The 26,535-nt window shown below is 63.3% G+C and carries 29 protein-coding genes; 11 read left to right on the forward strand and 18 right to left on the reverse strand.

Translation table 11 applies throughout. The features are described 5' to 3' along the window. Positions 1-203 precede the first annotated feature (203 nt). The 3 genes from FA04_RS17010 to FA04_RS17020 all read left to right on the forward strand — a co-directional run bounded on the left by FA04_RS17010 (position 204) and on the right by FA04_RS17020 (position 4,271). Positions 204-866: an outer membrane lipoprotein carrier protein LolA gene (locus FA04_RS17010; protein WP_034803111.1), complete on the forward strand. Its 663-nt coding sequence runs from the start codon at positions 204-206 to the stop codon at positions 864-866. A gap of 180 nt (positions 867-1,046) precedes the next feature. After that, the gene (locus FA04_RS17015; protein WP_034802774.1) at positions 1,047-1,853 is read left to right on the forward strand and encodes an exodeoxyribonuclease III; all 807 of its coding nucleotides are present in this window, start codon (positions 1,047-1,049) and stop codon (positions 1,851-1,853) included. A 234-nt stretch (positions 1,854-2,087) separates the two neighbouring features. Next, on the forward strand, positions 2,088-4,271 hold the full coding sequence (locus tag FA04_RS17020; protein ID WP_034802777.1) for a TonB-dependent siderophore receptor: 2,184 nt from the start codon (positions 2,088-2,090) through the stop codon (positions 4,269-4,271). 19 nt (positions 4,272-4,290) lie between these two features. Here the strand turns inward: FA04_RS17020 and FA04_RS17025 are convergent, their stop codons facing one another. Beyond that, positions 4,291-4,746, reverse strand: a complete 456-nt coding sequence (locus FA04_RS17025; protein ID WP_034802780.1) for a cyclic nucleotide-binding domain-containing protein — start codon at positions 4,744-4,746, stop codon at positions 4,291-4,293. Between the two features lie 123 nt (positions 4,747-4,869). Then, positions 4,870-5,553, reverse strand: coding sequence for a response regulator transcription factor (locus tag FA04_RS17030; RefSeq protein WP_034802783.1), 684 nt, complete (start codon positions 5,551-5,553; stop codon positions 4,870-4,872). A gap of 143 nt (positions 5,554-5,696) precedes the next feature. On the opposite strand from FA04_RS17030, the gene FA04_RS17035 reads away from it, so the two are divergent. Beyond that, positions 5,697-6,245 carry a L,D-transpeptidase family protein gene (locus tag FA04_RS17035; protein WP_034802785.1) on the forward strand — a complete coding sequence of 183 codons (549 nt, stop codon included), beginning with the start codon at positions 5,697-5,699 and terminating at the stop codon, positions 6,243-6,245. A gap of 18 nt (positions 6,246-6,263) precedes the next feature. Here FA04_RS17035 and FA04_RS17040 read toward each other — a convergent pair whose 3' ends face one another. The 5 genes from FA04_RS17040 to rplS all read right to left on the reverse strand — a co-directional run bounded on the left by FA04_RS17040 (position 6,264) and on the right by rplS (position 10,870). Beyond that, the gene (locus FA04_RS17040) at positions 6,264-6,800 is read right to left on the reverse strand and encodes a SixA phosphatase family protein (protein WP_034802788.1); all 537 of its coding nucleotides are present in this window, start codon (positions 6,798-6,800) and stop codon (positions 6,264-6,266) included. Positions 6,801-6,931: 131 nt separating this feature from the next. Beyond that, positions 6,932-8,341, reverse strand: coding sequence for a 3-isopropylmalate dehydratase large subunit (leuC, locus tag FA04_RS17045; protein WP_034802792.1), 1,410 nt, complete (start codon positions 8,339-8,341; stop codon positions 6,932-6,934). 243 nt (positions 8,342-8,584) lie between these two features. Further along, positions 8,585-9,406, reverse strand: coding sequence for an amino acid ABC transporter permease (locus FA04_RS17050; RefSeq protein WP_034802795.1), 822 nt, complete (start codon positions 9,404-9,406; stop codon positions 8,585-8,587). 9 nt (positions 9,407-9,415) lie between these two features. Then, on the reverse strand, positions 9,416-10,225 hold the full coding sequence (locus tag FA04_RS17055; protein WP_034802798.1) for a transporter substrate-binding domain-containing protein: 810 nt from the start codon (positions 10,223-10,225) through the stop codon (positions 9,416-9,418). A gap of 126 nt (positions 10,226-10,351) precedes the next feature. Next, positions 10,352-10,870 carry a 50S ribosomal protein L19 gene (rplS, locus tag FA04_RS17060; protein WP_034802800.1) on the reverse strand — a complete coding sequence of 173 codons (519 nt, stop codon included), beginning with the start codon at positions 10,868-10,870 and terminating at the stop codon, positions 10,352-10,354. A gap of 327 nt (positions 10,871-11,197) precedes the next feature. Here rplS and FA04_RS17065 point away from each other — a divergent pair, with 327 nt between their 5' ends. Next, complete coding sequence (locus FA04_RS17065; protein ID WP_034803114.1) at positions 11,198-11,944, forward strand: sulfite exporter TauE/SafE family protein; 747 nt, start codon at positions 11,198-11,200, stop codon at positions 11,942-11,944. On the opposite strand, the gene trmD is transcribed toward FA04_RS17065, so the two are convergent. The 6 genes from trmD to FA04_RS17095 all read right to left on the reverse strand — a co-directional run bounded on the left by trmD (position 11,926) and on the right by FA04_RS17095 (position 16,392). Beyond that, positions 11,926-12,618, reverse strand: a complete 693-nt coding sequence (gene trmD, locus FA04_RS17070) for a tRNA (guanosine(37)-N1)-methyltransferase TrmD (protein WP_034803117.1) — start codon at positions 12,616-12,618, stop codon at positions 11,926-11,928. The two genes, FA04_RS17065 and trmD, sit on opposite strands and share 19 nt — an antisense overlap. Before the next feature lie 11 nt (positions 12,619-12,629). Beyond that, entirely contained in the window at positions 12,630-13,193 is a 564-nt protein-coding gene (gene rimM / locus FA04_RS17075) for a ribosome maturation factor RimM (RefSeq protein ID WP_034803120.1), read from the reverse strand. Positions 13,194-13,338: 145 nt separating this feature from the next. Continuing rightward, positions 13,339-13,701, reverse strand: a complete 363-nt coding sequence (gene rpsP, locus FA04_RS17080) for a 30S ribosomal protein S16 (RefSeq protein WP_034802802.1) — start codon at positions 13,699-13,701, stop codon at positions 13,339-13,341. A 37-nt stretch (positions 13,702-13,738) separates the two neighbouring features. Beyond that, positions 13,739-14,074: a chorismate mutase gene (locus FA04_RS17085; protein ID WP_034802805.1), complete on the reverse strand. Its 336-nt coding sequence runs from the start codon at positions 14,072-14,074 to the stop codon at positions 13,739-13,741. Between the two features lie 14 nt (positions 14,075-14,088). After that, entirely contained in the window at positions 14,089-15,654 is a 1,566-nt protein-coding gene (ffh, locus tag FA04_RS17090; protein ID WP_034803123.1) for a signal recognition particle protein, read from the reverse strand. A gap of 255 nt (positions 15,655-15,909) precedes the next feature. Continuing rightward, on the reverse strand, positions 15,910-16,392 hold the full coding sequence (locus tag FA04_RS17095) for a MarR family winged helix-turn-helix transcriptional regulator (protein ID WP_034802808.1): 483 nt from the start codon (positions 16,390-16,392) through the stop codon (positions 15,910-15,912). A gap of 78 nt (positions 16,393-16,470) precedes the next feature. Between FA04_RS17095 and FA04_RS17100 the strand changes: the two genes are divergently transcribed. From FA04_RS17100 to FA04_RS17125, 6 genes are all read left to right on the forward strand, one after another. Next, positions 16,471-17,484: an MBL fold metallo-hydrolase gene (locus FA04_RS17100; RefSeq protein ID WP_034802812.1), complete on the forward strand. Its 1,014-nt coding sequence runs from the start codon at positions 16,471-16,473 to the stop codon at positions 17,482-17,484. Between the two features lie 92 nt (positions 17,485-17,576). Beyond that, the gene (gene dapF / locus FA04_RS17105; protein ID WP_034803126.1) at positions 17,577-18,488 is read left to right on the forward strand and encodes a diaminopimelate epimerase; all 912 of its coding nucleotides are present in this window, start codon (positions 17,577-17,579) and stop codon (positions 18,486-18,488) included. After that, positions 18,485-19,759 carry a tRNA (N(6)-L-threonylcarbamoyladenosine(37)-C(2))-methylthiotransferase MtaB gene (mtaB, locus tag FA04_RS17110; RefSeq protein ID WP_034802815.1) on the forward strand — a complete coding sequence of 425 codons (1,275 nt, stop codon included), beginning with the start codon at positions 18,485-18,487 and terminating at the stop codon, positions 19,757-19,759. The genes dapF and mtaB overlap by 4 nt, the downstream gene beginning before the upstream one ends. An 18-nt stretch (positions 19,760-19,777) precedes the next feature. Further along, entirely contained in the window at positions 19,778-21,592 is a 1,815-nt protein-coding gene (gene ftsY, locus FA04_RS17115; protein WP_034802818.1) for a signal recognition particle-docking protein FtsY, read from the forward strand. 108 nt (positions 21,593-21,700) lie between these two features. Then, positions 21,701-22,333: a septation protein A gene (locus FA04_RS17120; protein ID WP_089044390.1), complete on the forward strand. Its 633-nt coding sequence runs from the start codon at positions 21,701-21,703 to the stop codon at positions 22,331-22,333. Positions 22,334-22,338: 5 nt separating this feature from the next. Beyond that, complete coding sequence (locus tag FA04_RS17125; RefSeq protein ID WP_034803129.1) at positions 22,339-22,923, forward strand: DUF2585 domain-containing protein; 585 nt, start codon at positions 22,339-22,341, stop codon at positions 22,921-22,923. A gap of 261 nt (positions 22,924-23,184) precedes the next feature. Here the strand turns inward: FA04_RS17125 and FA04_RS17130 are convergent, their stop codons facing one another. The 5 genes from FA04_RS17130 to ccmA form a co-directional block, all read right to left on the reverse strand. Further along, a complete protein-coding gene (locus FA04_RS17130) occupies positions 23,185-23,793 on the reverse strand; it encodes a DsbE family thiol:disulfide interchange protein (RefSeq protein ID WP_034802825.1) in 609 nt (202 codons plus the stop codon). Beyond that, complete coding sequence (gene ccmD / locus FA04_RS17135) at positions 23,790-23,966, reverse strand: heme exporter protein CcmD (RefSeq protein ID WP_082936522.1); 177 nt, start codon at positions 23,964-23,966, stop codon at positions 23,790-23,792. The genes FA04_RS17130 and ccmD overlap by 4 nt, the downstream gene beginning before the upstream one ends. Beyond that, positions 23,963-24,733 (reverse strand): heme ABC transporter permease, encoded by a 771-nt coding sequence (locus tag FA04_RS17140; protein WP_034802828.1) that lies wholly within the window; start codon positions 24,731-24,733, stop codon positions 23,963-23,965. Before FA04_RS17140 ends, ccmD begins: the two co-directional genes overlap by 4 nt. 164 nt (positions 24,734-24,897) lie before the next feature. Further along, on the reverse strand, positions 24,898-25,557 hold the full coding sequence (gene ccmB, locus FA04_RS17145; protein WP_034802831.1) for a heme exporter protein CcmB: 660 nt from the start codon (positions 25,555-25,557) through the stop codon (positions 24,898-24,900). Between the two features lie 63 nt (positions 25,558-25,620). Next, positions 25,621-26,271, reverse strand: a complete 651-nt coding sequence (gene ccmA / locus FA04_RS17150) for a heme ABC exporter ATP-binding protein CcmA (RefSeq protein ID WP_034802834.1) — start codon at positions 26,269-26,271, stop codon at positions 25,621-25,623. Positions 26,272-26,535 lie beyond the last annotated feature (264 nt).

Below are 26,535 nucleotides of genomic sequence, written 5' to 3' on the forward strand. Positions count from 1 at the left end.
ACCGGACCACAGGGCAATTCCCGCAGATTCGCGTGAGGCGAATGCATTGATAGAAAAGACGCCCGGCGGATGCGGGCAGAGGCTCTGCATAAAGGGCCAAACCGGTAACAGTCATGTGAGAGCGCGAGCGAAAAAGCTCGAAAATGGCGCCTTGAAGGCGCCGCACTTGCGCTCCAGATGATTCGTAAATGAAGGAGACCGAGATGACAGAGACTAAGACTGGCGAGCGCAACCACCCGGTGATGTCGCGCCGCCTCTTCGTGTGCGGGCTTGCGGCACTTGGCGGCATCGGCGGCACCGGTCTCGACCTCGGCCAGGCCTTCGCCCAGGCCCCGAGCGCTGCCCAGAAGATCGCCGACCATTTCTCCTCGGTGAAGACCATGGCCGGCGAATTCGTCCAGTTCGGCCCGCGCGGCGAGCAGACCGGCGGCAAATTCTATATCCGCCGCCCCGGCCGCATCCGCTTCAACTACGAGGCCCCCTCGCCGATGCGCGTCATCGCCGACGGCAAGTCCGTCGTCATCGGCAACATGAAGCTCAAGACCTGGGACATCTATCCGCTGTCGAAGACTCCGCTCAACCTGCTGCTCAGCGAGAGGATCGACCTGACCGGCAAGATGGTGCGCGACGTCAAGGAAGAGTCCGACCTCATCACCATCGTGCTTGGCGACCGTTCGATCTTCGGCGATTCGACCATCACCATGATGTTCGACCCGAAGACCTACGATCTGCGCCAGTGGACCATCACCGACGCGCAGAAGAAGGACACCTCGGTCATGATCTTCAATGTCAAGACCGGTATGGCGCTGGACGACAAGGTCTTCCAGATCCCCTATGACGAGGTCCGCAACAAGCGCGGCGGCTGAACGACATCACGCGCCAAGCCGACCTTCGCGCGTCCATAGGACGCGCGGTTTTTAGTGCGGCCTCGTTCAGGCATTCCTTGTCCCGGCGCGCCGGACCTGCTTAAAGCTCGGGTCAAACATCCATCCCGAGCCGGCCTTCCCTTCGCGAGCGTCCGGCCCCAGCCGATCAGGGAATGACGCATGGCCCTTTCCGTCGCCACTTGGAACATCAACTCCGTTCGCCTGCGCATGCCGCTGGTCGAGCATCTGCTGCAGACCTGGCAGCCTGACATCCTCTGCCTGCAGGAAACCAAGTGCCCGAACGACCAGTTTCCGTCCAAGCCCCTGAAGGCGCTCGGCTACAATCATATCGAGATGCACGGCCAGAAGGGCTATCACGGCGTGGCGACGATCTCGCGCCTGCCGCTGCATGAGCTTAGCGATCGCCGCGACTATTGCGGCATCGGCGACGCCCGCCATCTCTCGGTCGTTTTCGAGGCCGGCGGCAAGAAGATCCGGCTGCATAATTTCTACGTGCCTGCCGGCGGCGATGAGCCGGACCGCACCATCAATCCGAAATTCGGCCACAAGCTCGATTTCGTCGAGGAGATGAAGCTGCTGCACGCCGAAGCCGAAGCCGGCATTTCCTCGATCCTCGTCGGCGACCTCAATATCGCGCCGCTGGAAGACGACGTCTGGTCGCACAAGCAGCTCCTGAAGATCGTCAGCCATACGCCGATCGAAACCGAGGGGCTGACCACGGTCATGAACGGCGGCGGCTGGGTCGACCTGATGCGCCAGCACACGCCATCCCCGACCAAGCTCTACACCTGGTGGAGCTACCGGGCGAAGGACTGGGAAGCTGCCGACCGTGGCCGCCGACTCGACCATATCTGGTCGTCCGCCGACCTCGCGCCGGCGCTCAAGAACGTCGATATCCTGCGCGAAGCCCGCGGCTGGGAGCGCCCCTCAGACCACGTGCCCGTCATCGCGCACTTCGACATCTAGGACGTCATTTTCTGGGCGGCGGCACGCACCTTCGGCGCCCGCTGTTCCATCAAGAAAAACATGACTAAAAGAATCATATTTTTCTTGATGCGCATTTCCAAACGGACTATCCCTCTTGTCGGGCGGCGGGGACACCGCCTCCGATGGCCGCTCAGCCGTCGTTTTCACTGATATTCGGGTGCTTGGCTCTGGCTTTGGCCGGAGGGTTTTCGTGCGCCCGCAAGAGGGCCAGAGATGCCAAAGACCTTGCCGACCACCTTCCTGCGCGCCTCGCGCCGCGCGCTGTCCGCGACCACCGTGCTCGCCGCAAGCGCTGTCGCCGTGATCCTTTCGCCGACAGCGACCCATGCGCAATCGGCCGAAAGCCAGAAGACCACCCGTCTGGAAAAGATAGAAGCGACGGCCGGCAAGGCAGCTGCGGCGATCGCCGAGGATAACGACACGATCGTGCCGACACGCAACGTCTCGGCGCTGAAGACCGACACCCCGCTGATCGAAACGCCCCGCTCGGTCTCGGTGGTCACGCGCAAGGAGCTCGAAGAACGCGGCGTGCAGGACATGATCCAGGCAACGCGTTATGCCGCCGGCGTCACGACCGGCGCCTTCGGCTTCGATCCGCGTTTCGACCAGATCTATATCCGCGGCTTCGAGACGACGACGACCGGCGATTTCCGTGACGGCCTGCGCCAGCCCTACATGAACTACGGCACCTTCCCGACGGAGGTCTACGGCCTCGAGCGGATCGAGATCCTGAAAGGTCCGGTCTCGGTCATGTACGGTGCTGCCGGCGCCGGCGGCATCGTCAACCGCATCTCGAAGATGCCGGAGGAGGAGCCCCACCGCGAGGTCGAGCTGCAATATGGCACGATCGGTCGCGCCCAGGCCGCCTTCGATGTCGGCGGACCGGTAACGGCTGACGGCGACGTCCTCTATCGCATCGTCGGGCTTCTGCGAAACGGCGAGACCAACTACGACGTTGCCGACGATCGTTACCTGCTGCAGCCCTCCTTCACCTGGAAGCCGGACGAAGGCACGTCGCTGACGGTCTATGGCCTGGCGCAGAAGGGCGAAAGCGACGCCAGCCCGCGGGTGCTCGAGCATGACGGCCGGCTGCTGCGCTACAGCGACCCGGACTATGACTACCAGAAGGTCGGCCAGGTCCAGGCCGGTTACAAGTTCGAGCACGAGTTCGACAACGGCCTGACCTTCCGCCAGCACGGCCGCGTCAGCGATCTGGACCTCAAGGCCCGTTACCTGCAGTTCGGGACGGAGGTCGCGCCCGGCGTCTTTGACCGCTCACCCGTCGCCATCAAGGACGACCAGCGCGCCTACCAGATCGACAACCAGCTCGAAGCCAACTTCGACACCGGTGCGGCCTCGCACACGCTGCTGACCGGCCTCGATTACACCTGGATCACCTCGGACTTCGGCCTCGGCTTCGGCGCCGTCGATCCGGCCTATCGCTTCGATCTCAACAACCCGACCTTCGGCGTCGGCGGTCCGACGCCAGCACTTACCAGCTTCAGCGGGCGGGACCTTCGGCAGACGGGCATCTATGTCCAGGATCAGCTGGAGGTAGGCAACTGGCGCGCCGTTGGTGGCCTTCGCTACGACTGGGTCGACCAGACCAGCACCAACAAGAACACCGGCGTCGTCGATCGCAAGGACGATGGCGAACTCACCGGGCAGGCCGGTCTGCTCTACCTCTTCGACAACGGCATCGCGCCCTATGCCAGCTACAGCACCTCCTTCGTGCCGCGCACAGAGCTTTCGGCCGATGGCCGCGTGCTCGATCCGACGACCGGCGAGCAGGTCGAACTGGGCGTGAAGTACCATCCGGAAGGCGAAGCCTATTCACTGAGCGCGGCCTATTACCGGATCGTCGAAAGCGGCGCGCCGCAATACGTGTCCGACCCGTCCCTTCCCGTCGGCTACTACTACAAGTCGGCCGGCGAGGTGACGACCAATGGTTTCGAGGTGGAAGGACGCCGGGAGTTCGACAACGGCCTGAGCTTCATCGCCGCCTACAACTACAACGACGCTGAAATCACCGGAAACGTCGATCCGTCGCTGATCGGTAACGTGCCGTCGACGAAGCCGCGCCATGTCGCATCGCTGTGGGTGAACTATCTTTTGCCCGAAGACAAGCAGCTTGCGGGCCTCAGCCTCGGCGGCGGCGTACGGCTGGCGTCAAGCTCCTACACGTCCGATGCCAACACCGCCAAGAACGGCGGCGCCGTCTATTTCGACGCCTCGATCGCCTACGACTTCGGCGTCAAGAATCCCGAACTCGACGGACTGTCGCTCGCCGTCAGCGCTACCAATCTCGGCGATCGCCGCGAAGAGGTCTGCACCGATGGCTACTGCTATTTCGGCCAGGGCCGCACCGTGCTCGGTTCGCTGAAGTATCGGTGGTAGCGGGAAACCGTAGCGCGGTTCAAGCAAAACGGCCGGCGAGCGCGCCGGCCCGGCGGATCATCGCCTGCAGGTTTTCGCGGATGCGCGCTTCGACGAGCTCGGCCACTTCAGGATATTCCTCCAGCATGCGGCGGAAGAGCGGCCGATTGATGCGAATGACTTCGCTGTCTTCCTCGGCCGTTGCCGTGAACTTACGCTCGACCATCGAGATCAGCGCCAGTTCCGACAGAAGCGCTCCGCGACTGACGGTCGAGACCGTCGTCTCAGAACCGTCGAAACCGGCCTTCGACAGGGACAAGCTGCCGCTGGCGATCGCATAGGCGCAATCGGCCGGCGCCCCCTCGCGAAACAGCTCCTGTCCCTTGAAGATGCGGCGCCGCTCCGCGCCGAAGGCGATCAGCCTCAGCTTGTCCTCGCTGATATCGGCAAACAGCGGCACGTTGGACAGAAGCACGATATCGTCGTTGAGCGCCAAGCGGCTAACCTCCCACGGTCACGCCAGTGCCGGTCCCGATGGACCGGATCGCGCACGCGACCCATGCAAACAACAGTCTACGGAGAACGCGCGAGAAGTGGATTGCCACCCTGCGCACCCCGGCTACGGAACGATCTTGTAGCCGCCGTTCTCTGTCACCAAAATCTCGGCATTGGAAGGGTCCCGCTCGATTTTCTGGCGCAGACGATAGACGTGGGTTTCGAGCGTGTGGGTGGTCACACCGGAATTGTAGCCCCAGACTTCTTCCAAGAGCACGTCGCGCGTCACCACCTTCTGGTCGGCGCGGTAGAGATAGCGGATGATCGCCGCTTCCTTTTCGGTAAGCCGGATCTTCTGGCCGTTTTCGAGCGTCAGCAGCTTCTGGCTCGGCTTGAACGTGTAGGGCCCGACGCTGAAGGTTGCGTCCTCGCTCTGCTCGTGCTGGCGCAGCTGCGCGCGGATGCGGGCGAGCAGTACGGCGAAACGGAACGGCTTCGTCACATAATCGTTGGCGCCGGCCTCAAGGCCCAGAATCGTATCGGAATCGGTGTCGTGGCCGGTCAGCATGATGATCGGCGCCTTGAAGCCGCCCTTGCGCAGCAGCTTCACCGCTTCGCGACCGTCCATGTCCGGCAGGCCGACATCCATGATCAACAGGTCCACCTGCTGGGCACGCGCCGTCTGGATGCCCTTGCCGGCAGTCGCTTCCTGGATGAGGTCGAATTCCTCGTAGAGCGAGAGCTGCTCGACCAGGGTCTCGCGCAGGTCATTGTCGTCATCGACAAGAAGAATGGTACGGGTCGCCATGGGACAATTCCTGTTTGCTTCCGTTTTCAAACTAGCTCAAATGCCTGTGTTGGCAAGCGAACCAGCGTTGCTACCTCTTTATATCCGTAACCGTGCTTATGGTGCCCCCCAAATCACGGGCAAAGCAAAAATCCGTGAGAATGATGCTCAAGAAAACGTCGGGAAGAAGACCAGCCAAATCTGTCATCACCGTGCGCGCCGCACCGCGCGATCGCAAGCGAGCACTTGTCTCGTTCGACGGCCGCGTCGAGCACGCCGCCATCGGGCGAAGTGGCATTACCAGCCTGAAGCGCGAGGGCGATGGCGCCACGCCACGCGCCGCGATGAAGCTGATCGGCGGCTATGTCAGGCGCGACCGCCTCCTCCTGCCGTCGACGCCGCTGCCGACCCGGACGACGCGCACGGGCATGCTGTGGTGCGACGCGACACGCCACGCGCTCTACAATCGCCCGGTCAAGGCACCCTTCCAGCCGAGCCATGAGGAATTAATGCGTGACGACGGGCTCTACGACATCTGCCTGGTGATGGACTGGAACCTGCTCGCGCGCCGGCGAAATGCCGGTTCGGCGATCTTCTTTCACCTGATCCGGCCGGGCTACGAGCCGACGCAGGGCTGCGTCGCCGTCAGCCTGCCGGCGATGCGTCGGCTGATCCCGCATATGCGCCGCGGCACCGTCGTGAAGGTAATCTGACCTCGACGTCCGATCGGCTCAATCGAGCGAACGCGGCGTCACGAAGCGCGCGAGCCTGGCCCCGCCGGACAGAAGCTCACGCCAGCCAGTCGCTTCGAATTCAAGGACGGCAAGCGCCGCCGTCGGAAACTTGTCCGCCATGCGCATACGCAGATCCGCATCGCCGGAGCCGACGAGTTCATGCGCCAGGTCCTCCATGCCGGGATTATGGCCGACGATCAGCAGCGTCCTGATGGCCGGGTCGGTTGCACGAAGCACGCTGAGGATCTGGGCGGCCTCCACCTCATAGATCGCCCGGGTGTTTTCGACCGTGATGCCGGGCGGCAAGGCAGCGGCTACCAGTGTCCAGGTCTCCTGCGCCCGTTTCGCGGTCGAGACGAGGGCGAGATCCGGCACGAGCGCATGCCGAGCCATATAGCCCCCCATCAGTGGCGCCGCCTTGCGGCCTCGCTCGCCGAGCGGTCGGTTGATGTCGGCAACGCCGTCCGGCCAGGCGGACTTGGCATGGCGCAACAGCAGCAGACGGTAGCGTTGCACAGGCAGATCGTCGCTCATCCCATCGTTCTCCCCAATGTGCCTCGGCCCGCACAGCTTAACCCATTTCAGGCGCGCGGGCGGGGAGAGCGCCAAATAAAAAAGGCCGCCCCGAAGGGCGGCCATTGACGCCGGAAAAGCTCAGACCCGGCCTATCTCCATTCGCGGATATCGACGAAATGACCCGCGACCGCAGCGGCTGCCGCCATCGCCGGCGAGACCAGATGCGTGCGGCCCTTGAAGCCCTGACGGCCCTCGAAGTTGCGGTTCGATGTGGAGGCGCAACGCTCGCCAGGCTTCAGCCGGTCGTCGTTCATCGCCAGGCACATGGAGCAGCCCGGCTCGCGCCAGTCGAAGCCCGCTTCGCGGAAGATCTTGTCGAGGCCTTCGGCCTCGGCCTGTTCCTTCACGAGGCCGGATCCCGGAACAATCATCGCCGAAACGGTCGAGGCGACCTTGCGGCCTTCGACCACCTCGGCCACGGCCCGGAGGTCCTCGATGCGGCCGTTGGTGCACGAGCCGATGAAGACGCGGTCGACGGCGATGTCCGTGATCTTCGTGCCCGGCTTCAGGCCCATATAGTCGAGCGCGCGCCACTTGGAGGCCCGCTTGTTCTCTTCCTGGATCTCATCCGGATTGGGAACGATGCCCTGAACCGAGATGACGTCTTCCGGCGACGAGCCCCAGGAGACGATCGGCGGCAGGTTGGCGGCGTCGAGCACGACGACGCGATCGTAATGCGCGCCCTCGTCCGTGTGCAGCGTCTTCCAGTAGTCGAGCGCCATGTCCCAGGCCTTACCCTTCGGTGCGCGCGGCTTGTCCTTGATATACGCGAACGTCGTTTCGTCAGGCGCGATCAGGCCGGCGCGGGCGCCGCCTTCGATCGTCATGTTGCAGATGGTCATGCGGCCTTCCATCGACAGCGAGCGGATCGCTTCGCCGGCAAACTCGATGACGTGGCCGGTGCCGCCGGCAGTGCCGATCTCGCCGATGATGGCGAGGATGATGTCCTTGGCGGTGACGCCCGGCGGCAGCTGGCCGTCGACGCGCACCAGCATGTTCTTCGCCTTCTTCTGGATCAGCGTCTGGGTCGCGAGCACGTGCTCGACTTCCGACGTGCCGATGCCGTGGGCCAGCGAACCGAAGGCGCCATGTGTCGAGGTGTGGCTGTCACCGCACACGATGGTCATGCCCGGCAGGGTGAAGCCCTGCTCGGGGCCGACGATGTGCACGATGCCCTGGCGCTTGTCGTTTTCCGAGTAGTATTCGACGCCGAAGTCGGCGGCGTTCTTGGCGAGCGCCTCGACCTGGATGCGGCTTTCCTCGTTCTTGATGCCGAGGTGACGGTCGGCCGAAGTCGGAACATTGTGGTCGACGACAGCGAGCGTCTTTTCAGGCGCACGGACCTTGCGGCCGGCCATGCGCAGACCTTCGAAGGCCTGCGGACTCGTCACTTCGTGAACGAGGTGACGGTCGATGTAGAGAAGACAGGTGCCGTCGTCCTGTTCGTTGACCAGGTGATCATCCCAGATCTTGTCATAGAGGGTACGCGGTGCGCTCATGGCGGTATATCCATCGAGTTTTCAGAAAAAGTAGGAAAGCCGGCGGCAAGGCGGCCGGAAGCACTGATCAGGAGATCAGGATAGGCGGCTTGTAAGCGCCCCGTGGACGCGCGCAAAGAAGCGTGCCGGCAGGCGCTTGTGGTCCTGCAGCACGACGATTTTCTGCTCGCTACATCCGAATTTGGATTCCATGGCCGTGTTCATATCAATTTTCTGACAGGTCGGCAATTGCCGGAAACGGACTCAGCGCTGCTCCGCGCGCCTGAGCCGCCGCTCCAGCCCCCGCAATCCCAGCGACAGACCGATGGTCAGCACGAGATAGACATAGGCAACGATCGAATAGGTCTCGAAGAAGCGAAAGGAGCCGGAGGCATAGACCTTGCCCATCTGCGTGATGTCGGCGACGCCGAGCACCGAGACGAGCGAACTGTCCTTGACCATGGCGATAAAGTCGTTGCCGAGCGGCGGCAGGATCACGCGGATCGCCTGCGGAAAGATGACGAGACGAAAGCGCTGGTAGCGTGAAAGCCCGAGCGCCTTAGCGGCTTCGACCTGCCCCTTGTCTACCGAGAGGATGCCCGCCCGGAACACTTCGGCGATGAACGCAGAATAGCCGATCATCAGCGCCAGGATCGCCCGCCACATCAAGGAGATGTCGCGCACGACAACCGGCTCCATCCAGCCGGCGCTAATCAGCGGTGCTGAGATGAAATTGGCCGCGACGACGAGCCCCGGCGCGCCGACGAAGGCAATGTAGAACAGAAGCACCAGGATCGGAACGCCGCGGATGACTTCCGTATAGAAGCGGGCGATCTGCCGAAGGGACGAGTGCTCGGAGAGCGCCATCAGCGCGATGCCGAGGCCGAGCGTCGTCGCCAGCACGAAGCCCATGAGGGTCACGAAGACGGTGACGCCAAGGCCCTTGAAGACGACGGTGAAGACTTCCGAGAAGATGTCATTGCTGATGATCACGGCGGCGAGCGACACAGCGATCACAACAAGGGCGACCAACCACCAGGGATAGTCGCCCTTGCCGGACATGTCTGAAGATTGTGGAGCGGCCATAGCCTGCTATCAGCCGCCCATCTTGTATTCGAGGAACCACTTCTTATCGAGGGCGTCGAAGGTACCGTCTTCCTTCAGCGCCTTGATCGCGGCGTTGACCGGAGCCACGAGATCCGAGCCCTTCGGGAAGATGAAGCCGAAATCCTCGGTGCCGAGCGGCCCACCGACGACCTTGAGCTTGCCTTCGGAGGAATCGACATAGCCCTTGGCGGCGACGCTATCGGTCAGGACCACGTCGACGTCGCCGGCCTTCAGCGCCTGAACGGTCGCGCCGAAGGTCTCAAACAGCTTGATGCGCGGGTTCTGCTCGTTGCCATCGAGCATTTCGTAGACGGCGGTGTAGAACGGCGAGGTACCCGGCTGTGCGCCGACGAGACCGTCGGCAAAGGCGCCGAAGCTCTTGCCATCGTTGAAGCGGGCCTCGTCGCTGCGCACCAGCATGAACTGCTGCGAGCGCATGTAGGGGTCCGAGAAATCGACCTTTTCCTTGCGGTCGTCCTTGATGGTGATGCCCGTCATGCCGATCTGGTACTGACCGTCATGCACCGCCTGGATCATCGCGTCCCAGCTGGTGTTCTGGTATTCGACCTTGAAATTCAACCGCTTGGCGATCTCGTTCATCGCGTCGTACTCCCAGCCCTTGGCTTCGCCGGACTTCGGATCGACAAACTGCAGCGGCGGGTAGGCGTTCTCCGTGACGACGACGACCGTCTTGCCGCCGAGGTCAGGCAGGTCGGCGGCCAGCGCCGGTGCAGAAAACGCAAAAGGTGCTGCAAGTGCGGCTGCGATGCCCGCAAGCACGTGGCGACGGATTGTCATTGGAGGAGCTCCCGAAAAGTGTGGCAGCGGAAAATGTCACAAATTCCGTCGAAAAGACAAGCGGATAGTACCAAAAAAGAAAGGCGGCCGAGGCCGCCTTTCCAACAATCCCTAGGGATTGAAATGTTATTCTGCTGCGGCTTCCGCTGCTGCCTTTGCTTCGGCGGCTTCGGCTGCTGCCTTCTCGGCGGCGAGCGCCTGAGCTGCTGCAACCTTTTCAGCCTCGATGCGTGCCTTTTCCTCGGCAAACGCCTGACGCTCGGCTTCGTTCAGCTTGCGGGCGCGCGTGCCGGTGTTCTCGACGATACGAGCCGACTTACCGCGACGGTCGCGCAGGTAGTAGAGCTTGGCGCGACGGACCTTACCGCGGCGAACCACTTCGACGCTCTCGACGAGCGGAGAGTAAACCGGGAATACGCGCTCGACGCCTTCGCCGTAGGAGATCTTGCGAACGGTGAAGCTTTCGTTGATGCCGCCGCCCGAACGAGCGATGCAAACGCCTTCATAGGCCTGGACGCGGGTACGGTTGCCTTCGACAACGCGGACGTTGACGCGGAGCGTGTCGCCTGCGGAGAATTCCGGGAGCGTGCGCTTGGCGGCGATCTTGGCGGCCTGTTCGGCTTCCAGCTGCTGGATGATGTTCATCGGTCTAACCTTTCAAGTTCTTCTGAAACAGCCAGAGCGCTCTCGATGAACCTGTCGGGCCAGCCTTCAGGTCTTGCCGGATACCGGCAGGAGCGGATTCGCCATTCTTTGTTTTGGTCGACGGGCATGCAACCCGAACCGGGGCGGCACTTACACCAATCGCACTGCCTTGTCATCCCCGAAGGCCATAATTTCTAAGGCATCCGCGCCAGGAAAGCCGAATTTATCAGAAAATACGCAAACACGCGCGTGATCATTGTCCGATGCAACGGACTTGCGGCCGGCACAACCACCGGCTATCCCGAGCATGAGGGGTCGGGGGAGACCATGAACATCTTCGAAATACTCATGCTGTTTGCGGCCGGCTTCCTGTCCGGCGTCGTCAATGCCATTGCCGGCGGCGGAACCTTCCTGACCTTCGGGGCGATGACGCTTGGCGGTCTCTCGCCAATCGTCGCCAACGCGACCTCGTCGATCATCCAGTTTCCAGGCTACATCACCTCGGCGCTCGCCTATGCCAAGGAGATCCGCGCCGACAAGCGCTATGCGATCCTGCTCGGCGTCATCTCCGCACTTGGCGGTCTGGCCGGCGCGCTGCTGCTCATCTCGCTCTCCAATGCCTCCTTCCGCGCGCTTGTGCCCTGGCTGCTGCTGGCCGCGACGGCGATCTTCGCTGCCGGGCCGCTCCTGAAGCCCAGGGCCCGCGTCGACGAGCATGCGATCAATCCGGTCGGCATCGGCGCCCAGTTCGTCACCTCCATTTACGGTGGCTTCTTCGGCGCCGGCATGGGCATCATGATGCTGGCAGTGCTGGGACTTGCGACCGGCGGCGGCTATCACCGGCTGAACGCGCTCAAGAACTTCATCTCGATCGTTATTGCCGCGATCGCCATCGTCGTCTTTGCCGCCGGCGGGGTCGTGTCCTGGCTGCACGCGGCAATCATGGTGCCAGGGGCCGCCCTTGGCGGCTACAGCGGCGTCTGGGCAGCAAGACGCGTGCCGCAGGCGGTCATCCGCGCGCTGGTCGTCGCCGTCGGTCTGCTGCTTGCCGCCTATTACTTCTTCACGGGTTGATTAAGAAGATCGGGCCGGCGCTCGGCGGTCAGCCGCCGCGCCTCCGCCTCGCGCCATTTGGCAATGGCGCCATGATTACCCGAGGTCAGCACTGCCGGGATTTCGCGGCCTTCGAAGACCTGTGGGCGGGTGTAGTGCGGATGCTCGAGCAGCCCGCCTTCGAAGCTCTCATGCACACCCGAAAGCTCGTTGCCCATGACACCCGGCAGGATGCGCACCACCGCATCGAGAAGCGTGAGGGCCGCCGGCTCGCCGCCCGAAAGAATATAGTCGCCGATCGAAACCTCTTCGAGGTCGCGGGCGTCGATCACCCGCTGATCGACACCTTCGAAGCGTCCGCAAACGATGACGACGCCGGGGCCGGCGGCGAGTTCACGCACCCGCTCCTGTGTCAGCGGTCGGCCACGCGGGCTCATCAGCAATCGCGGCCGATCGTCGTTCTCCGAGACACGATCGATCGCGCGCGCGAGCACATCCGGCTTCAGCACCATGCCGGCGCCGCCGCCAGCCGGCGTGTCGTCGACTGTGCGATGCTTGTCTTCGGCGAAATCACGGATCTGCACCGGCTCGATCGACCACTGGCCACGCTCGAGCGCCTTGCCGGAAAGCGAGGCGCCGAGATGGCCCGGAAACATTTCGGGATAGAGCGTCAGGATGGTGGCGCGAAACGTCATGGCCGCGATGCTCACTTGCGCTTCGCGGAAAACGGACTACCCGGATCCTGGTCCTTGTCGTCGGTAAGGCCGGCCGCAACCGGATCGACCAGCAGCCGCCCCGCTTCCAGATCGATCTCCAGCACCGACCATTCGGTAAACGGGATCAGCACCGGACGTCGGCCTGGCCCCTTCAGCTCAAGGAGATCGCCGGCGCCGAAATCGAAGACACCGCTGACCTTGCCGTAGCTCGTGCCATTGCCGTCGATCGCTTCCAGGCCCTCGAGATCGGCATAGAAGAACTCGTCCTCGTCGAGATCGTCATCGGGCAAGTTGTCGCGCTCGATGAACAGGTCGAGGCCGTTGAGCGCCTCGGCGGCATTGCGGTCATTGACGCCGCGAAAGCGAACGATAACGACGTTTTTCGCCTCGCGAATCTCCAGCACCTCGAACACACGGCCGTCTGCGCTGTGCAGATTGCCATACTCGCCGAGCGCCGTCGGATCATCGGTAAAGGACTTGACCCTGACCTCGCCGCGCAGGCCCTGCGCCGCGCCGATCGTCGCCATCAGAACCGGGTTTTCGAGTTTGCTCATCGTCCGCATCCGTTTCGGTATATCTCGGTGCACATAACGGAAAACGGGCGGCATGGAAATGCCACCCGTTTCCTTAAGCCACGGCTAGCCGGAGAGCTGCGTCGGCAGATGACCGCCGATCACTCTCCGGACCGTTCGCCGGCTGTTATTCAGCAGCAGCAGCAGCGGCGTCTTCAGCCTTCTGCTTGGCTTCAGCAGCGCGCTCCTGAGCCTTCTTGCCCGGGGCACCCTTGGTCGGGTTGCTGCGAGCCGGGCGCTTTGCGAGACCGGCCTGGTCGAGGAAGCGCAGAACGCGGTCGGTCGGCTGGGCGCCCTGGGCGATCCAGTGGTTGACGCGCTCGGCGTCGAGCTCGACGCGCTTTTCGTCGTCCTTGCCGAGCATCGGGTTCCACGAGCCGATCTTCTCGAGGAAGCGGCCGTCACGTGGGCTGCGGGCGTCGGCAACGACGATCTGGTAGTAAGGACGCTTCTTGGAACCGCCACGGGCGAGACGAATTTTCAGTGCCATTTGAGTAACTCCTTGCAGGCTTTCTTGACCGCTTGGTTCAAGCGGAATGGTTTGTGCCGGCGTTGCCCGCGGAATGCGAGCGATCGGCGGCGATGGCTTCATGATGCCGGATGACTTCCTTGATGATGAAGTTCAGGAACTTCTCGGCGAAATCCGGATCCAGATTGGCATCCTTGGCCAGGCGGCGCAGGCGTTCGATCTGGTATTCTTCGCGCGCCGGGTCGGCCGGCGGCAGTTCGTGCTTGGCTTTCAGAACGCCGACTGCCTGGGTGCAGCGGAAGCGTTCAGCCAGCATGTGGACGAGCGCGGCATCGATATTGTCGATCGACTGCCGGTAGCCCGCCAATTCCTTTTTGATTTCGGGATCAATCATCTTTTAAGCGATCCTCACTTCTTCTTCGGCAGGCCGGGAAGGCCGGGGAAGCCGCCACCAAGACCCGGAAGCTTGGCGCCACCCAGACCTGGCAGGCCACCGCCGCCAAGGCCAGGCATACCGCCCGGCTTCAGACCGGCGGCTTCCGCCTGCTTCTGCAGGGCTTCGAGCTGCTTCGGGTCGAGCTTCGAGAGATCAGGCATGCCGCCGCCACCGAGGCCGCCAAGGCCCATCTTGTTGGCAAGGCCGCCCATCATCTGCTTCATCATGCCGCCTTTGCCCTTACCGCCCATCATCTTCATCATGTCCGCCATCTGGCGGTGCATCTTCAGAAGCTTGTTGATGTCGGCGGCATCGGTGCCGGAACCGGCGGCGATGCGCTTCTTGCGCGAGTGCTTGAGCAGATCCGGGTTGGCGCGCTCGGCCTTGGTCATCGACGAAATGATGGCGAGCTGGCGCTTGAACAGGCTGTCGTCGAGGCCGGCCGCGGCCATCTTGTCCTTCATGCCGGCCATGCCGGGCATCAGGCCCATGATGCCGCCCATGCCGCCCATCTTCTGCATCTGGCCGAGCTGGTCTGCGAGGTCGTTCAGGTCGAACTTGCCCTTGGCCATCTTGGCGGCCATGGCGGCCGCCTTCTCGGCGTCGATGTTCTCGGCAGCCTTCTCGACGAGCGAGACGATGTCGCCCATGCCGAGGATACGGTCGGCGACGCGGCGGGGGTGGAACTCTTCGAGTTCGCCCATCTTTTCGCCGACGCCGATGAGCTTGATCGGCTTGCCGGTGACCGCACGCATCGACAGCGCTGCACCGCCACGGCCGTCGCCGTCCATACGGGTGAGCACCAGGCCGGTGATGCCGACGCGTTCGTCGAAGTTGCGGGCGAGGTTGACGGCGTCCTGACCGGTCAGCGCATCTGCCACGAGCAGGATTTCATGCGGATTGGACTTCCGCTTGATCTCCGCCATCTCGATCATCAGCGGCTCGTCGATATGGGTACGGCCCGCCGTGTCGAGAATGACGACGTCGTGGCCGCCGAGCTTGGCAGCCTGAACGGCGCGCGCAGCGATATCGGTCGGCGACTGGCCGGCAATAACAGGCAACGTGTCGACGCCGGTCTGCACGCCGAGCTGGCGCAGCTGCTCCTGGGCTGCTGGACGACGCGTGTCGAGCGAAGCCATCAGGACCTTCTTCTTGTCCCTGGTCTTCATCCGGCTGGCGATCTTGCCGGTGGTCGTCGTCTTACCGGAGCCCTGCAGACCGACCATCATGATGACGACCGGCGCCGGCGCATTGAGGTCGATGGTGACGCCCTCGGAGCCGAGCATCTCGACGAGCTGGTCATGGACGATCTTGACGACCATCTGGCCGGGCTTGATCGACTTCAGGATCTCGGCGCCGACGGCCTTTTCACGAACCTTTTCGGTGAAGGAGCGCACGACGTCGAGCGCGACGTCGGCTTCGAGCAGCGCACGGCGAACCTCGCGGAGCGCAGCGGAAACATCGGCTTCCGACAATGCGCCGCGGCCGGTCAGTCCATTCAATATGGAACCAAGGCGGTCCTGGAGGCTCTCGAACATTCTCACTTCCTTCTGGTTTCCGGTGGCGATCAACTCGCCGGAAACGTGGGTTCCTTCGCGCAGAAAACAAGGCGCAAAGCCAAAAACCACCCGAGGGCGCCACGCGCTGTCGGGTGTTGACCTCCGGGTTCTCTTTATACCTTTACGGGACCCGGTCGGTGGCTTCGAAGACTTGAGCTTGCGAAGGAATTGGCGCGGATAAACAGGAAAGCGCGGCAAAAGTCAAGGACGGCAGGCAAATGAGGCGCTTTCGGCTCAGAGCGCCTCGTCCTTGCCGGCGTCGTCGAGTTCGCCAGCCAGCTGCTCGAAGGCGGTCGACACCCGCGTCATCACCCGAAGTGCGGCCACCACTTCGGTCTGGTTGATATCGCCGAGCAGGGCATGCAGCAACTCCACCTCGCGGCGATGGATTTCCGCGAACAGATCACGCCCGGCCGCCGTCGGCGCACAAAGATAGGCGCTGCGGTGTTCCGGGTTCGGCCGTCTTTCCAGCAACGTCTTGTCCATCAGCCCGTTGACGACCCTGAGCACGAACTGCCGTTTCATCGACAGGCGCCGTCCGGCTTCCGGCACCGTCAGCGGCATTTCGCAAAAAAGTTCGAGAACCGCCCGCTCCGCCACTGATATGCCGGCACCATCGAGCATATGTTCTGCCGAGCGCTGCATATTGAGATGGATGGAGCGGACCAGCTTCAGGGTCTTGTAGAGACGTTCTTGCGGGTCGAATCGAACGAGCATGGAACCACGATAGCAATCCAGTTGCTGTCTTCAAGAATTTATTAAACCTTGACCTTTCAACCAAGGCGAACCGCCCGGATGAAGACACGCAATCCCTATTACCAAGGTCCCGTCACCGATCATTTCGACGGCACCAGGTTCTTCAATCCCGACGGCAAACCGCCCAAGGGCGCGGCAGATCTCCTGCGCTGGCAGTTCGGCAGCGGCAAGGTGCGCTGGCCCGCGCACAATCCAAGCCCGTTCGCGCCGGTGAAGCCTGAACTCAGCGTCGAAGGCGATCGCCTGCGCGTGACGATGGTCGGACACGCGACGCTGCTCATCCAGGTGCATGGGCTCAACATTCTCACCGACCCCGTCTGGTCGCATCGCGCCAGCCCGTTTGCCTTTGCCGGCCCGCAGCGCCGCAACGCGCCCGGCATCGAACTCGACGACCTGCCGCCGATCGACATCGTGCTCGTCACCCACAATCACTACGACCACCTCGATGTCGAGACGCTGGCAGCCCTTCACGAGGAACATGCTCCCCGCATCGTCACGCCGCTCGGCAACGACACGATCATCCGCCGCGCCGTTCCCGACGTCGAGATCGACGTGGTCGACTGGGGCGACCAGCTCGATTGCGGCGATGACGTCATTCTTCACGCCGAGCCCTGCCACCACTGGTCGGCGCGCGGCTCGCGCGACCGGCGCATGGCGCTCTGGGCCGCCTTCGTCGTGGAGACGCCGGCCGGCAAGATCTACCACGTCGGCGATACCGGCTTTCACGACGGCATCAACTATCGCGCCGCCCGCGAAAAACACGGCGCCTTCCGCCTCGCCAACCTGCCCTTCGGGGCCTACGAGCCGCGCTGGTTCATGCAGGACCAGCACCAGAACCCGGAGGAAGCCGTGCGCGGCATGGTCGATTGCGCCGCCGCCCATGTCGCCGGCCACCATTGGGGTACGTTTCGCCTGACCGACGAAGGCGTCGAAGAGCCGCGACAGGCGCTGGAACGGGCGCTCGATGCGGCGGGCATCGCCCGCAGCCGCTTCCGGCCGCTTCGCCCCGGCGAAATCTTCGATGTACCGACCGGCGGCGAGGGAGCCGAATAAAGGCGGCACTGGTATTTTCCGGGCTTTTCCGCCATATACAGCCCGAATGAAGGATGGCCCGCCCGGAGCGGGCCCGTTTGGACAATCGCGACATGACCGACAACGTGCAATTTGCCAGGATGAACGGGCTTGGAAACAAGATCCTCGTCGTTGACATGCGCGGTCGGAAGGATCGGGTGACGCCGGCCGCTGCGATCGCGCTCAATGCCGATCCGGCAACCGCCTTCGACCAGATCATGGCGATCCACGACCCCAAGGCTCAGGGCACCGACGCCTGGATCGATATCGTCAATTGCGACGGCTCCATGGCCCAGGCCTGCGGCAACGGCACGCGCTGCGTCGTCCAGGCACTGGCCGCCGAAACCGGCAAGAAGGCCTTCACCTTCCAGACCATTGCAGGCATCCTCAACGCCACCGAGCATGAGGACGGCACGATCTCGGTCGACATGGGCAAGCCGGTCTTTGCCTGGGACAAGATCCCGCTTGCCGAGGAATTTGCCGATACGAGCCGCATCGAACTGCAGATCGGACCGATCGACAATCCCGTCCTGCACTCGCCCTCGGCCATGTCGATGGGCAATCCGCACGCCGTCTTCTGGGTCGACAAAGACCCGATGTCCTTCGATCTCGATCGTTTCGGCCCGCTGCTCGAAAACCATCCGATGTTTCCCGAGCGCGCCAACATCACGCTGGCGCAGGTGCTTTCGCCCTCGTCGCTGCGCACCCGCACCTGGGAACGCGGCGCCGGGCTGACGCTTGCCTGCGGTTCGGCGGCTTGCGCGGCTGCGGTCAGCGCCGCGCGCACCGGCCGCACCGGCCGCAAGGTGGCGATCGACGTCGCATCCGCCCCTGCCCCGGCAAAGCTTACGATCGAATGGCGTGAGCACGACGATCATGTCGTCATGACGGGACCTGCCGAATGGGAATGGTCCGGCACGCTGAACCCGACGACCGGCAATTGGCAGCGCGACGAGGCCGAAGCGGGCGGAGCCCGGGCGCTTTGAGCGGCGTCGAGGTCATAACCTTCGGCTGCCGTCTCAATACCTACGAATCCGAAGTGATGCGGGCGGAAGCCGAAAAGGCGGGGCTGAACAACGCCATCCTCGTCAACACCTGCGCCGTCACCGGCGAGGCGGTGCGCCAGGCGCGCCAGGCGATCCGCCGTGCCCGGCGCGACAATCCGCATGCCCGCATCATCGTCACCGGCTGCGCGGCGCAGACCGAAAAGGAGACCTTTGCCGAAATGGCCGAGGTCGACGCCGTGCTCGGCAACGAGGAGAAGCTGAAGAGCGCCTCCTATCGTTCACTGCCGGATTTCGGCGTCTCGGCGGAAGAAAAACTGCGGGTCAACGACATCATGAGCGTGCGCGCCACCGCACCGCAGATGGTCAAGCACATCGATGGCCACGTGCGCGCCTTCATCCAGGTGCAGAACGGCTGCGACCACCGCTGCACCTTCTGCATCATCCCCTATGGCCGCGGCAATTCCCGCTCCGTGCCGATGGGCGCCGTCGTCGACCAGGCGCGCAGGCTGGTCGAGAGCGGCTATTGCGAGATCGTCTTGACCGGCGTCGATGCCACCAGCTACGGCGCCGACCTGCCGGGCACGCCGACCCTCGGGCTGCTCGCGAAGACGCTTCTGAAACAGGTTCCGGAAATCCGCCGCCTGCGGCTTTCCTCGATCGACGGCATCGAGGCCGACAAACACCTCTTCGACCTGATCGCCGACGAGGCGCGCTTCATGCCGCACCTGCACCTGTCGCTGCAGCATGGCGACGACCTGATCCTGAAGCGCATGAAGCGCCGTCATTCGAGCGCCGACGCCCGCGCCTTTGCCGATCAGGTCCGGCGCTTGCGCCCCGATATCAGCCTCGGTGCCGATATGATCGCCGGCTTTCCGACCGAGACCGAAGAGATGTTCGAAAATGCCGCGAGCCTCGCCGAGGACTGCGGCATCGCGCATCTGCACGTCTTTCCCTACAGCCCGCGTCCCGGCACGCCGGCGGCACGCATGCCGCAGCTCGACCGGGCGCTCGTCAAGGATCGTGCTGCGCGGCTTCGCGCCGTCGGCGCGACGCTCTACGCCCGCCACCTCGAAGGTATGGTCGGCAGCGAGCAGACGATCCTGGTCGAGAACAACGGGCTTGCCCACACACAAAACTTCACGCTCGTCGACGCGGCTGACCTGACGCCCCGTGCGCTTGTCCCGGTCTCAATCACCGGCCACAATGGCAAGCATCTGACGATGCAGGTAAAACAGATGGCTGCGGCCTGATTTATGCGGAATTCCTGAATGGCAATGGGTTTCATCAAGAGGATCTTCACCTTCGGCAAGGGCGCGGTGGAGGAAACGAAGCCGCCGGAAGGTGTACCGGAGGAGACGATCGTCTCTGCGCCCGAAGTCGAGGCGCAGCCGGAGCCGAGCTCCGAGGCGGTCGAACCGCCTGCCGCCGTTGCCGAGGCAGAGATCGTCGAAGAGAGCCCGGAAACCGCCTTCGAACCACCTGTCGACATCGAGACCCTGCCGTTGTCCGACGACGATCCGGTGCTTGGGGCCGAGATCGAGACGGCCGGTGGCCCGGCCTCCGACGACGCCGAAGAGCTGGCGCGCGACGAAGCCGCCCCGGTCGAAGCTGTGGTAACGCCGGCCGAGACTGAAGCCGCGATACCCCCCTCTGTCCCTTCGGGACATCTCCCCCACAAGGCGGGAGAGCAGACGGAGACCAAGGCCACAGCTGAGGAAGCAACAGCTGCCACCGAGACTGCGGCGCCTGTTGCGCACAAGGCGCCTGCTCCCTCCGATGAGATCATCGTAGCCTCCCGCGAGGCCGAAATCGTCGAGAGAATCGAAGAAGCTGCTGACGATGCCGAACCCACGGCAAGCGACGTCACGACTGCCGAAGCAGACGAGGTCACGCCAACCGAAACGCTTGCTTCCGAACTCGAGAGCGAGCCCAGCGTGATCTCCGCCCCTGTGGGGGAGATGCCCGGCAGGGCAGACGGGGGTGAAGCCGCAGCCCTCCGCGAAAGCATCGAGACCGCAGAAGCCAACGCAGCAGAAGCCGCCACCGACGTCGCGCCGACCGAGACAGCAGAGGCCGAGCCCACCGCTACGCCCGCTTTGCCCAAGGGCTTCTCCGCCACCGAGCGCAAGCCCAAGGAAGAACCCGTCGCCGCGCCGAAGGAAAAGCTCAGCTGGTACCAGCGCCTGCGCCGCGGCCTCGCGCGCACCTCATCGCAACTGACCGGCCAGATCGCCAGCCTGTTTACCAAGCGCAAGCTCGACGAAGCGACGCTGCAGGATCTCGAAGACCTGTTGATCCAGGCCGACCTCGGCGTCGAAACGGCGATGCGCATCACCGACACGCTCGCCTCGGAACGCTACGGCAAGGATGTCTCGGGCGAGGACGTGTCGCGCATCATGGCCGGCGAGATCACCAAGGTGCTTTCGCCCGTCGCCAAGCCGCTGGAACTCGATCTCAGCCACAAGCCGCACGTGATCCTGGTGGTCGGCGTCAACGGCACCGGCAAGACCACGACGATCGGCAAGCTCGCCGCCAAGCTTTCCGGCGCGGGCCTGAAAGTCATGCTCGCCGCCGGTGACACCTTCCGGGCCGCGGCAATCGAGCAGCTGAAGATCTGGGCCGAGCGCACCAACTCAGAAATCGTCTCGTCCAAACTCGGCGCCGATGCCGCTGGCCTTGCCTATGAGGCTTTCCAGCAGGCGCGCGAGAAGAAGTCCGACGTCCTGATCATCGACACCGCCGGCCGCCTGCAGAACAAGGCGGAACTGATGGCCGAACTCGAAAAGATCGTGCGCGTGCTCGGCAAGCTCGATCCGGATGCACCGCACACCGTGCTGCAGACGCTCGACGCCACCACCGGCCAGAACGCGCTGCAGCAGGTCGAGATCTTCCGCAACGTCGCCGGCGTCAGCGGGTTGATCATGACCAAGCTCGACGGCACGGCGCGCGGCGGCATCCTCGTCGCCATCTCCGCCAAGCACAAGTTGCCGGTCTATTTCATCGGCGTCGGCGAAGGGATCGACGATCTCGAGCCGTTCGAAGCCAAGGATTTTGCCGAGGCGATCGCCGGCGTTGCCGCCTGACGGGACGATCGGGCCTGCGCGTAGTTACGCCGGCCCGTTGCCTTGATATGGTTTTGCCGCAAAGCTGGTGTTATGAGCAGCAGGTACATGCAGAAACAGGACCCCCAGATGTCGTCGATCGAGGCTGCCAAGCCGCAGAAGGAAGTCAGCCCCTTGCTCAAGTTGGTGCTGGAGCTTGGGCCGCTGATGGTCTTCTTCTTTGCCAATTCGCGTGGCGAATGGTTGGCCGGGCATTTTCCGGCGCTCGCCGAACTCGGCGGTCCGATCTTCATCGCCACCGGCCTGTTTATGGCCGCGACCGCAATCGCGCTTGCCGTCTCCTGGGTGCTGACCCGCACCCTGCCGATGATGCCGCTGATTTCGGGCATCGTCGTCTTCGTCTTCGGCGCGCTGACGCTCTGGCTGCAGAACGACACCTTCATCAAGATGAAGCCGACGATCGTCAACACGCTGTTCGGCACGATCCTGCTCGGCGGCCTGCTGTTCGGCAAGTCGCTGCTCGGCTACGTCTTCCACTCCGCCTTCAAGCTGGATGAGGCCGGCTGGCGCAAGCTGACGCTGCGCTGGGGCCTGTTCTTCCTGGTCCTCGCCGTGCTCAACGAAGTGGTCTGGCGCTCGTTCACGACCGATTTCTGGGTCGCCTTCAAGGTCTGGGGCACGATGCCGATCACCATTCTCTTTACGCTCGCCCAGATGCCGCTGATCATGAAACACTCGCTTGACCAGGAGAACGCCGAGTGAGCACGATGCTCGAGGAGAATGACAGCCGCAACCGGCACGCACTCCTCTGGCTCGCCGCCTGTTTTGCTGTTCTCATCATCCAGATGGTCACCCAACATCTGATGGGTCGCCTCTGGATCTGCGAATGCGGCTACGTCAAACTGTTCGAGCCCGTGGTCAAATCCAGCGGCAACTCGCAGCATATCGCCGACTGGTACACACCGTCGCACATCATCCACGGCTTCCTGTTCTACGGCCTCGGCCATCTGCTCCTGCGCGGCAAGCCGCTGACGGCAAAGCTCTTCCTTGGGACCGTGATCGAATCCGCCTGGGAGATCGCCGAAAACACGCCGATGGTGATCAACCGCTACCGCTCGGCAACGATTTCGCTCGACTATTTCGGCGACAGCATCTTGAATTCGACGATGGATACACTGGCCATGGCCGCCGGCTTCCTGTTTGCCGCCCGCATGCCCGTCTGGCTGACCGTAACGGTCGCCATCGTCTTCGAGCTCTTCACCGGCTGGCTGATCCGCGACAATCTCACGCTCAACGTACTGATGCTCGTCTGGCCGCTTGATGCGGTCAGGGACTGGCAGGCGGGGATTTAAGCGGGCTTCGGTCGCCGTCGCAGCCCCTCATCCCGCATCCGCGACCTTCTCCGGCAGATGGGGCGAAGGGACTTGAGGCACTCACTTCATTCCACGACTGCCCGGCAGGGAAGGCACGGTTTTACGCCGTCGATGCGATGCGAGAGTTTAGGGCAACCGAGCGCTACGTGTCTTCTTCGCCCCGCTTGCGGGCAGAAGGAGCCGGCAGGCGGATGAGGAGCAAATCCCTCCCATCCGAATGAGAGCTAATGCCGGGAGCGGTTACGAACCCGCAGTCGCCTTTTCGATCGCCGGCAGCAGACCCGTCTTCACGCTGTTTTCGTCGAACGGGCCGACGCGCTTGTAGAGGATCGTGCCGTCAGCGCCGACGAGATAGGATTCCGGAATACCGTAGACGCCCCAATCGATCGCCGCCTTGCCGCGCGGGTCGACGCCGATGGCGGAGAAGGGATTGCCGAGTTCGCCGAGAAACCTGAGCGCGTTTTCGTTCTGGTCCTTGTAGTTGATACCGACGACGGTCAGCCGCGGATCCTTCGACAGTTCCAGGATGAAGGGATGCTCCTGCCGGCAAGGCACGCACCAGGAGGCCCAGATGTTGACGAGCGTCAGCTTGCCCTTGATCGCCGCATCGGTCAAAGCCGGCATCGGGTGGCCATCGCGCGTCGCACCTTCGAGCGCCGGCATGTCGAGTTTCGGCGCCTTGGTGCCGATCAGCGCGGAGGGGATTTCGCTCACGTCCTTGCCGGAATTGAGCTGGCTCCAGAAGATCGCCGCAAGCCCGGCGAAGATGACGAGCGGCAGCGCCGCCAGCACGAAACGCATGGGGCCGGGTTTGCGCTCCTCGTTACCCGGAGCGGGTGCGCTGCTCATCGTGTTTCTCCGAAAGCCGGTTCGGCCGAGCGCCGGCGGATGCCTGCGGCTTCGAGTTCGGTGAGTTCACGCCGGCGGGCACGACCGTCGAGCACGACCCAGGCAATCAGACCGAGGACCGTCAGCGTGGCTATTCCATAGCTCGTGAAAACGTAGGCGGCGTGGCTCATCATTGTGCGCGGGCTCCCCGTCCGGCAGCACGGGCCGCAAGGCGCCTGAGCGCCGTGACGCGCCGGCGCAGGATTTCGTTGCGCATGGCGGCGATGTGCAGCGTGAAGAACAGCAGCGTGAAGGCTATCGCCATCACGATCAGTGGCCACAGGAACTCCGGATCGATCGTCGGTCCGTCGAGCCGCATGACGCTCGCCGGCTGATGCAGCGTGTTCCACCACTCGACCGAGAACTTGATGATCGGGATGTTGACGAAGCCGACGAGAACCAGAATGGCCGAAACCTTGGAGGACCGCGCCGGATCGTCGATCGCGCGGTTGAGCGCCATCAGTCCGAGATACATCAGGAACAGCACGAAGACCGAGGTCAGCCGCGCATCCCAGACCCACCAGGTGCCCCACATCGGCTTGCCCCAGAGCGAGCCGGTGACGAGCGCCAGGAAGGTGAAACAGGCGCCGATCGGGGCTGCCGCGCGCGAGGAGACGTCGGCAAGCGGATGGCGCCAGACGAGCGTACCGAGAGCTGCCAAGGCCATCACCGAATAGCACATCATCGACAGCCAGGCCGCGGGCACGTGCACATACATGATGCGCACCGTTTCGCCCTGCTGGTAATCGCCTTCCGTCGTGAAGGAAAGCCAGACGCCGGCAACGAAGAACAGCGCCGTCAGCCCGGAAAGCCAGGGCAACAAACGGTCGGCCAGCGCCAGGAACCGCGTCGGGTTGGCGAGATCGCTGAATTTGCGGATGGCCAGGCTGTTTTCGCTCATGGTCGCTCTTTAGCGCTTAAGGCGCCCGCCTGCAATTGATCCGCGTCAATCGCCCGATCACGATCGAGTTGGAACGCGGATCATAAATGTTATCGATCTGAACAGCTTAGCGACAAATCCATGGGAATGCCGCAAACACTTTCGCCCGTTCTGGCCCGATTGCGTCAATCGGACGCGTGCCGAAGTGCTGCGGCGGCGGCAACCGGGCCGATGACGGCGAAGAACAGGGTGATTGCCGCAAGGATCATCAAAGGTGGCAGGAACGGCGCCGGATCCTCGATCGCCGCATAGACAGCGCTGACACCGAAGATCAGCACCGGGATCGCCAACGGCAGTACAAGGATCGAAACCAGCAGCCCGCCACGCGGCAGCGACACGGCAACGGCCGCCCCCACTGCACCGATGAAGGTGATCGCCGGCGTGCCGATCAGAAGCGTCAGCATGGTGGCGCCGATGGCGATCTCGCTCATGTTCATGAAGAGGCCGAGCAGCGGCGAGGCGATCACCAGCGGCAGGCCGGTCGCCGCCCAATGCGCCGCACATTTGACGAAGACGGTGAAAAGCAGCGGCGTTTCCTGCATCAGCATCAGGTCGAGCGAGCCGTCGTCGCGCTCCGCCTGGAACAGCCGGTCGAGGCCGAGCAGCGAGGCGAGCAGCGCGCCGATCCACAGGATCGCCGGACCGATGCGCGAAAGCAGGTTCAGGTCGGGACCGACACCGAAGGGAATGACTGCCACCACAGTCATGAAGAAGAGCACGCCGATCATCGCCCCGCCGCCGGCGCGGATCGACAGTTTGAGATCGCGGAAAAAGAGCGCGATCATAGCGGCAACCTCCGGATCGGCACGCGCGCGTTTTCCGACAATGGGCTTCCAGGCATTGCGACCCTATGCATCATGCCAGTGATCTCCTGCCAGATGCTCGAACCCCGTCATGTGCAGCTCCTTCGTGCGGTCGAGCCCGAGTGGCTGGTGGGTCGCCGCAATGACGATGCCGCCTTTGCCAAGATGCGCCTTCACCAGATCGGCAAACAGCCGGTCGGCGCCGGCGTCAAGCGCTGCGGTCGGCTCGTCGAGGATCCAGATCGGGCGATAGGCAATGACCAACTTGGCCATCGCCATGCGCCGCTGCTGGCCGGCCGAAAGATAACCGAAGGGCAGATGGGCGATATCGGGCAGGCCGACCGCTTCGACCGCCTCGGTGAGCGTGGCGCCGCGCCCCCCGGGCGAATCACCCATGAAGTCTCGCCAGAAGGAAAGATTTTCCGCGACGGTCAGTTCGCGCTTCATCGCGTTGCGGTGTCCGAGATAGTGGCTGAGCTCGGATGGATGGGCGATTTCCGGGGGGCCATTCTCAAGTTTCAGGTGCCCGCTTTCGGGCCTCAACAACCCCGCCAGAACCCGCAGCAAAGTGGACTTGCCGGAGCCGTTCGGACCCGTCACGACAAGGGCTTCCGAGGCGTCGAGAATAAAGGAAATATCGTTAAAAATCAGGTCCTCACCGCGCTTCGCGCTCAACCCTTCAGCCATGAGGCGCATGAATTTTCAGCTTCCCTTCACTCTCTTTGTCGCAGGGCAAAAAAAAGTCCCGTTTCGACCTTCGTTGCTCTGGCACGTTTTGGAGAAATTATCTATAAGGCGGCCAACACGCCAGCGGTCGGCGTGAATTTCATCCTAGCGCCGAACATGGAATGAATTTCCACGTACGGACAGCGGAAATGGCCGCACCCGCATCCCAATTCGCGCTTCACAGGCGCTCGGGCGTTCGTACGTCAGTTTTTGGCGATCAGACGGAACGGGGTA

It is taken from the genome of Ensifer adhaerens (assembly GCF_000697965.2).
Classification (GTDB): Bacteria; Pseudomonadota; Alphaproteobacteria; order Rhizobiales; family Rhizobiaceae; genus Ensifer; species Ensifer adhaerens.

What these genes read in the sequence shown, in the direction of transcription:
- FA04_RS17015 (WP_034802774.1), top strand. Translation starts at nt 1,047, where the DNA reads ATGGCCCTTTCCGTCGCCACTTGGAACATCAACTCCGTTCGCCTGCGC.
- ccmA (WP_034802834.1), bottom strand. Translation starts at nt 26,271, where the DNA reads ATGCGCCTCATGGCTGAAGGGTTGAGCGCGAAGCGCGGTGAGGACCTG.
- trmD (WP_034803117.1), bottom strand. Translation starts at nt 12,618, where the DNA reads ATGACGTTTCGCGCCACCATCCTGACGCTCTATCCCGAAATGTTTCCG.
- FA04_RS17120 (WP_089044390.1), top strand. Translation starts at nt 21,701, where the DNA reads ATGTCGTCGATCGAGGCTGCCAAGCCGCAGAAGGAAGTCAGCCCCTTG.
- FA04_RS17040 (WP_034802788.1), bottom strand. Translation starts at nt 6,800, where the DNA reads ATGAGCGACGATCTGCCTGTGCAACGCTACCGTCTGCTGCTGTTGCGC.
- FA04_RS17050 (WP_034802795.1), bottom strand. Translation starts at nt 9,406, where the DNA reads ATGGCCGCTCCACAATCTTCAGACATGTCCGGCAAGGGCGACTATCCC.
- FA04_RS17100 (WP_034802812.1), top strand. Translation starts at nt 16,471, where the DNA reads ATGAAGACACGCAATCCCTATTACCAAGGTCCCGTCACCGATCATTTC.
- FA04_RS17020 (WP_034802777.1), top strand. Translation starts at nt 2,088, where the DNA reads ATGCCAAAGACCTTGCCGACCACCTTCCTGCGCGCCTCGCGCCGCGCG.
- rpsP (WP_034802802.1), bottom strand. Translation starts at nt 13,701, where the DNA reads ATGGCACTGAAAATTCGTCTCGCCCGTGGCGGTTCCAAGAAGCGTCCT.
- ccmB (WP_034802831.1), bottom strand. Translation starts at nt 25,557, where the DNA reads ATGATCGCGCTCTTTTTCCGCGATCTCAAACTGTCGATCCGCGCCGGC.
- leuC (WP_034802792.1), bottom strand. Translation starts at nt 8,341, where the DNA reads ATGAGCGCACCGCGTACCCTCTATGACAAGATCTGGGATGATCACCTG.
- FA04_RS17085 (WP_034802805.1), bottom strand. Translation starts at nt 14,074, where the DNA reads ATGATTGATCCCGAAATCAAAAAGGAATTGGCGGGCTACCGGCAGTCG.
- dapF (WP_034803126.1), top strand. Translation starts at nt 17,577, where the DNA reads ATGACCGACAACGTGCAATTTGCCAGGATGAACGGGCTTGGAAACAAG.
- FA04_RS17130 (WP_034802825.1), bottom strand. Translation starts at nt 23,793, where the DNA reads ATGAGCAGCGCACCCGCTCCGGGTAACGAGGAGCGCAAACCCGGCCCC.
- FA04_RS17065 (WP_034803114.1), top strand. Translation starts at nt 11,198, where the DNA reads ATGAACATCTTCGAAATACTCATGCTGTTTGCGGCCGGCTTCCTGTCC.
- FA04_RS17095 (WP_034802808.1), bottom strand. Translation starts at nt 16,392, where the DNA reads ATGCTCGTTCGATTCGACCCGCAAGAACGTCTCTACAAGACCCTGAAG.
- ffh (WP_034803123.1), bottom strand. Translation starts at nt 15,654, where the DNA reads ATGTTCGAGAGCCTCCAGGACCGCCTTGGTTCCATATTGAATGGACTG.
- FA04_RS17030 (WP_034802783.1), bottom strand. Translation starts at nt 5,553, where the DNA reads ATGGCGACCCGTACCATTCTTCTTGTCGATGACGACAATGACCTGCGC.
- FA04_RS17035 (WP_034802785.1), top strand. Translation starts at nt 5,697, where the DNA reads ATGCTCAAGAAAACGTCGGGAAGAAGACCAGCCAAATCTGTCATCACC.
- FA04_RS17055 (WP_034802798.1), bottom strand. Translation starts at nt 10,225, where the DNA reads ATGACAATCCGTCGCCACGTGCTTGCGGGCATCGCAGCCGCACTTGCA.
- ftsY (WP_034802818.1), top strand. Translation starts at nt 19,778, where the DNA reads ATGGCAATGGGTTTCATCAAGAGGATCTTCACCTTCGGCAAGGGCGCG.
- rplS (WP_034802800.1), bottom strand. Translation starts at nt 10,870, where the DNA reads ATGAACATCATCCAGCAGCTGGAAGCCGAACAGGCCGCCAAGATCGCC.
- FA04_RS17010 (WP_034803111.1), top strand. Translation starts at nt 204, where the DNA reads ATGACAGAGACTAAGACTGGCGAGCGCAACCACCCGGTGATGTCGCGC.
- FA04_RS17125 (WP_034803129.1), top strand. Translation starts at nt 22,339, where the DNA reads ATGCTCGAGGAGAATGACAGCCGCAACCGGCACGCACTCCTCTGGCTC.
- rimM (WP_034803120.1), bottom strand. Translation starts at nt 13,193, where the DNA reads ATGAGCAAACTCGAAAACCCGGTTCTGATGGCGACGATCGGCGCGGCG.
- FA04_RS17140 (WP_034802828.1), bottom strand. Translation starts at nt 24,733, where the DNA reads ATGAGCGAAAACAGCCTGGCCATCCGCAAATTCAGCGATCTCGCCAAC.
- ccmD (WP_082936522.1), bottom strand. Translation starts at nt 23,966, where the DNA reads ATGATGAGCCACGCCGCCTACGTTTTCACGAGCTATGGAATAGCCACG.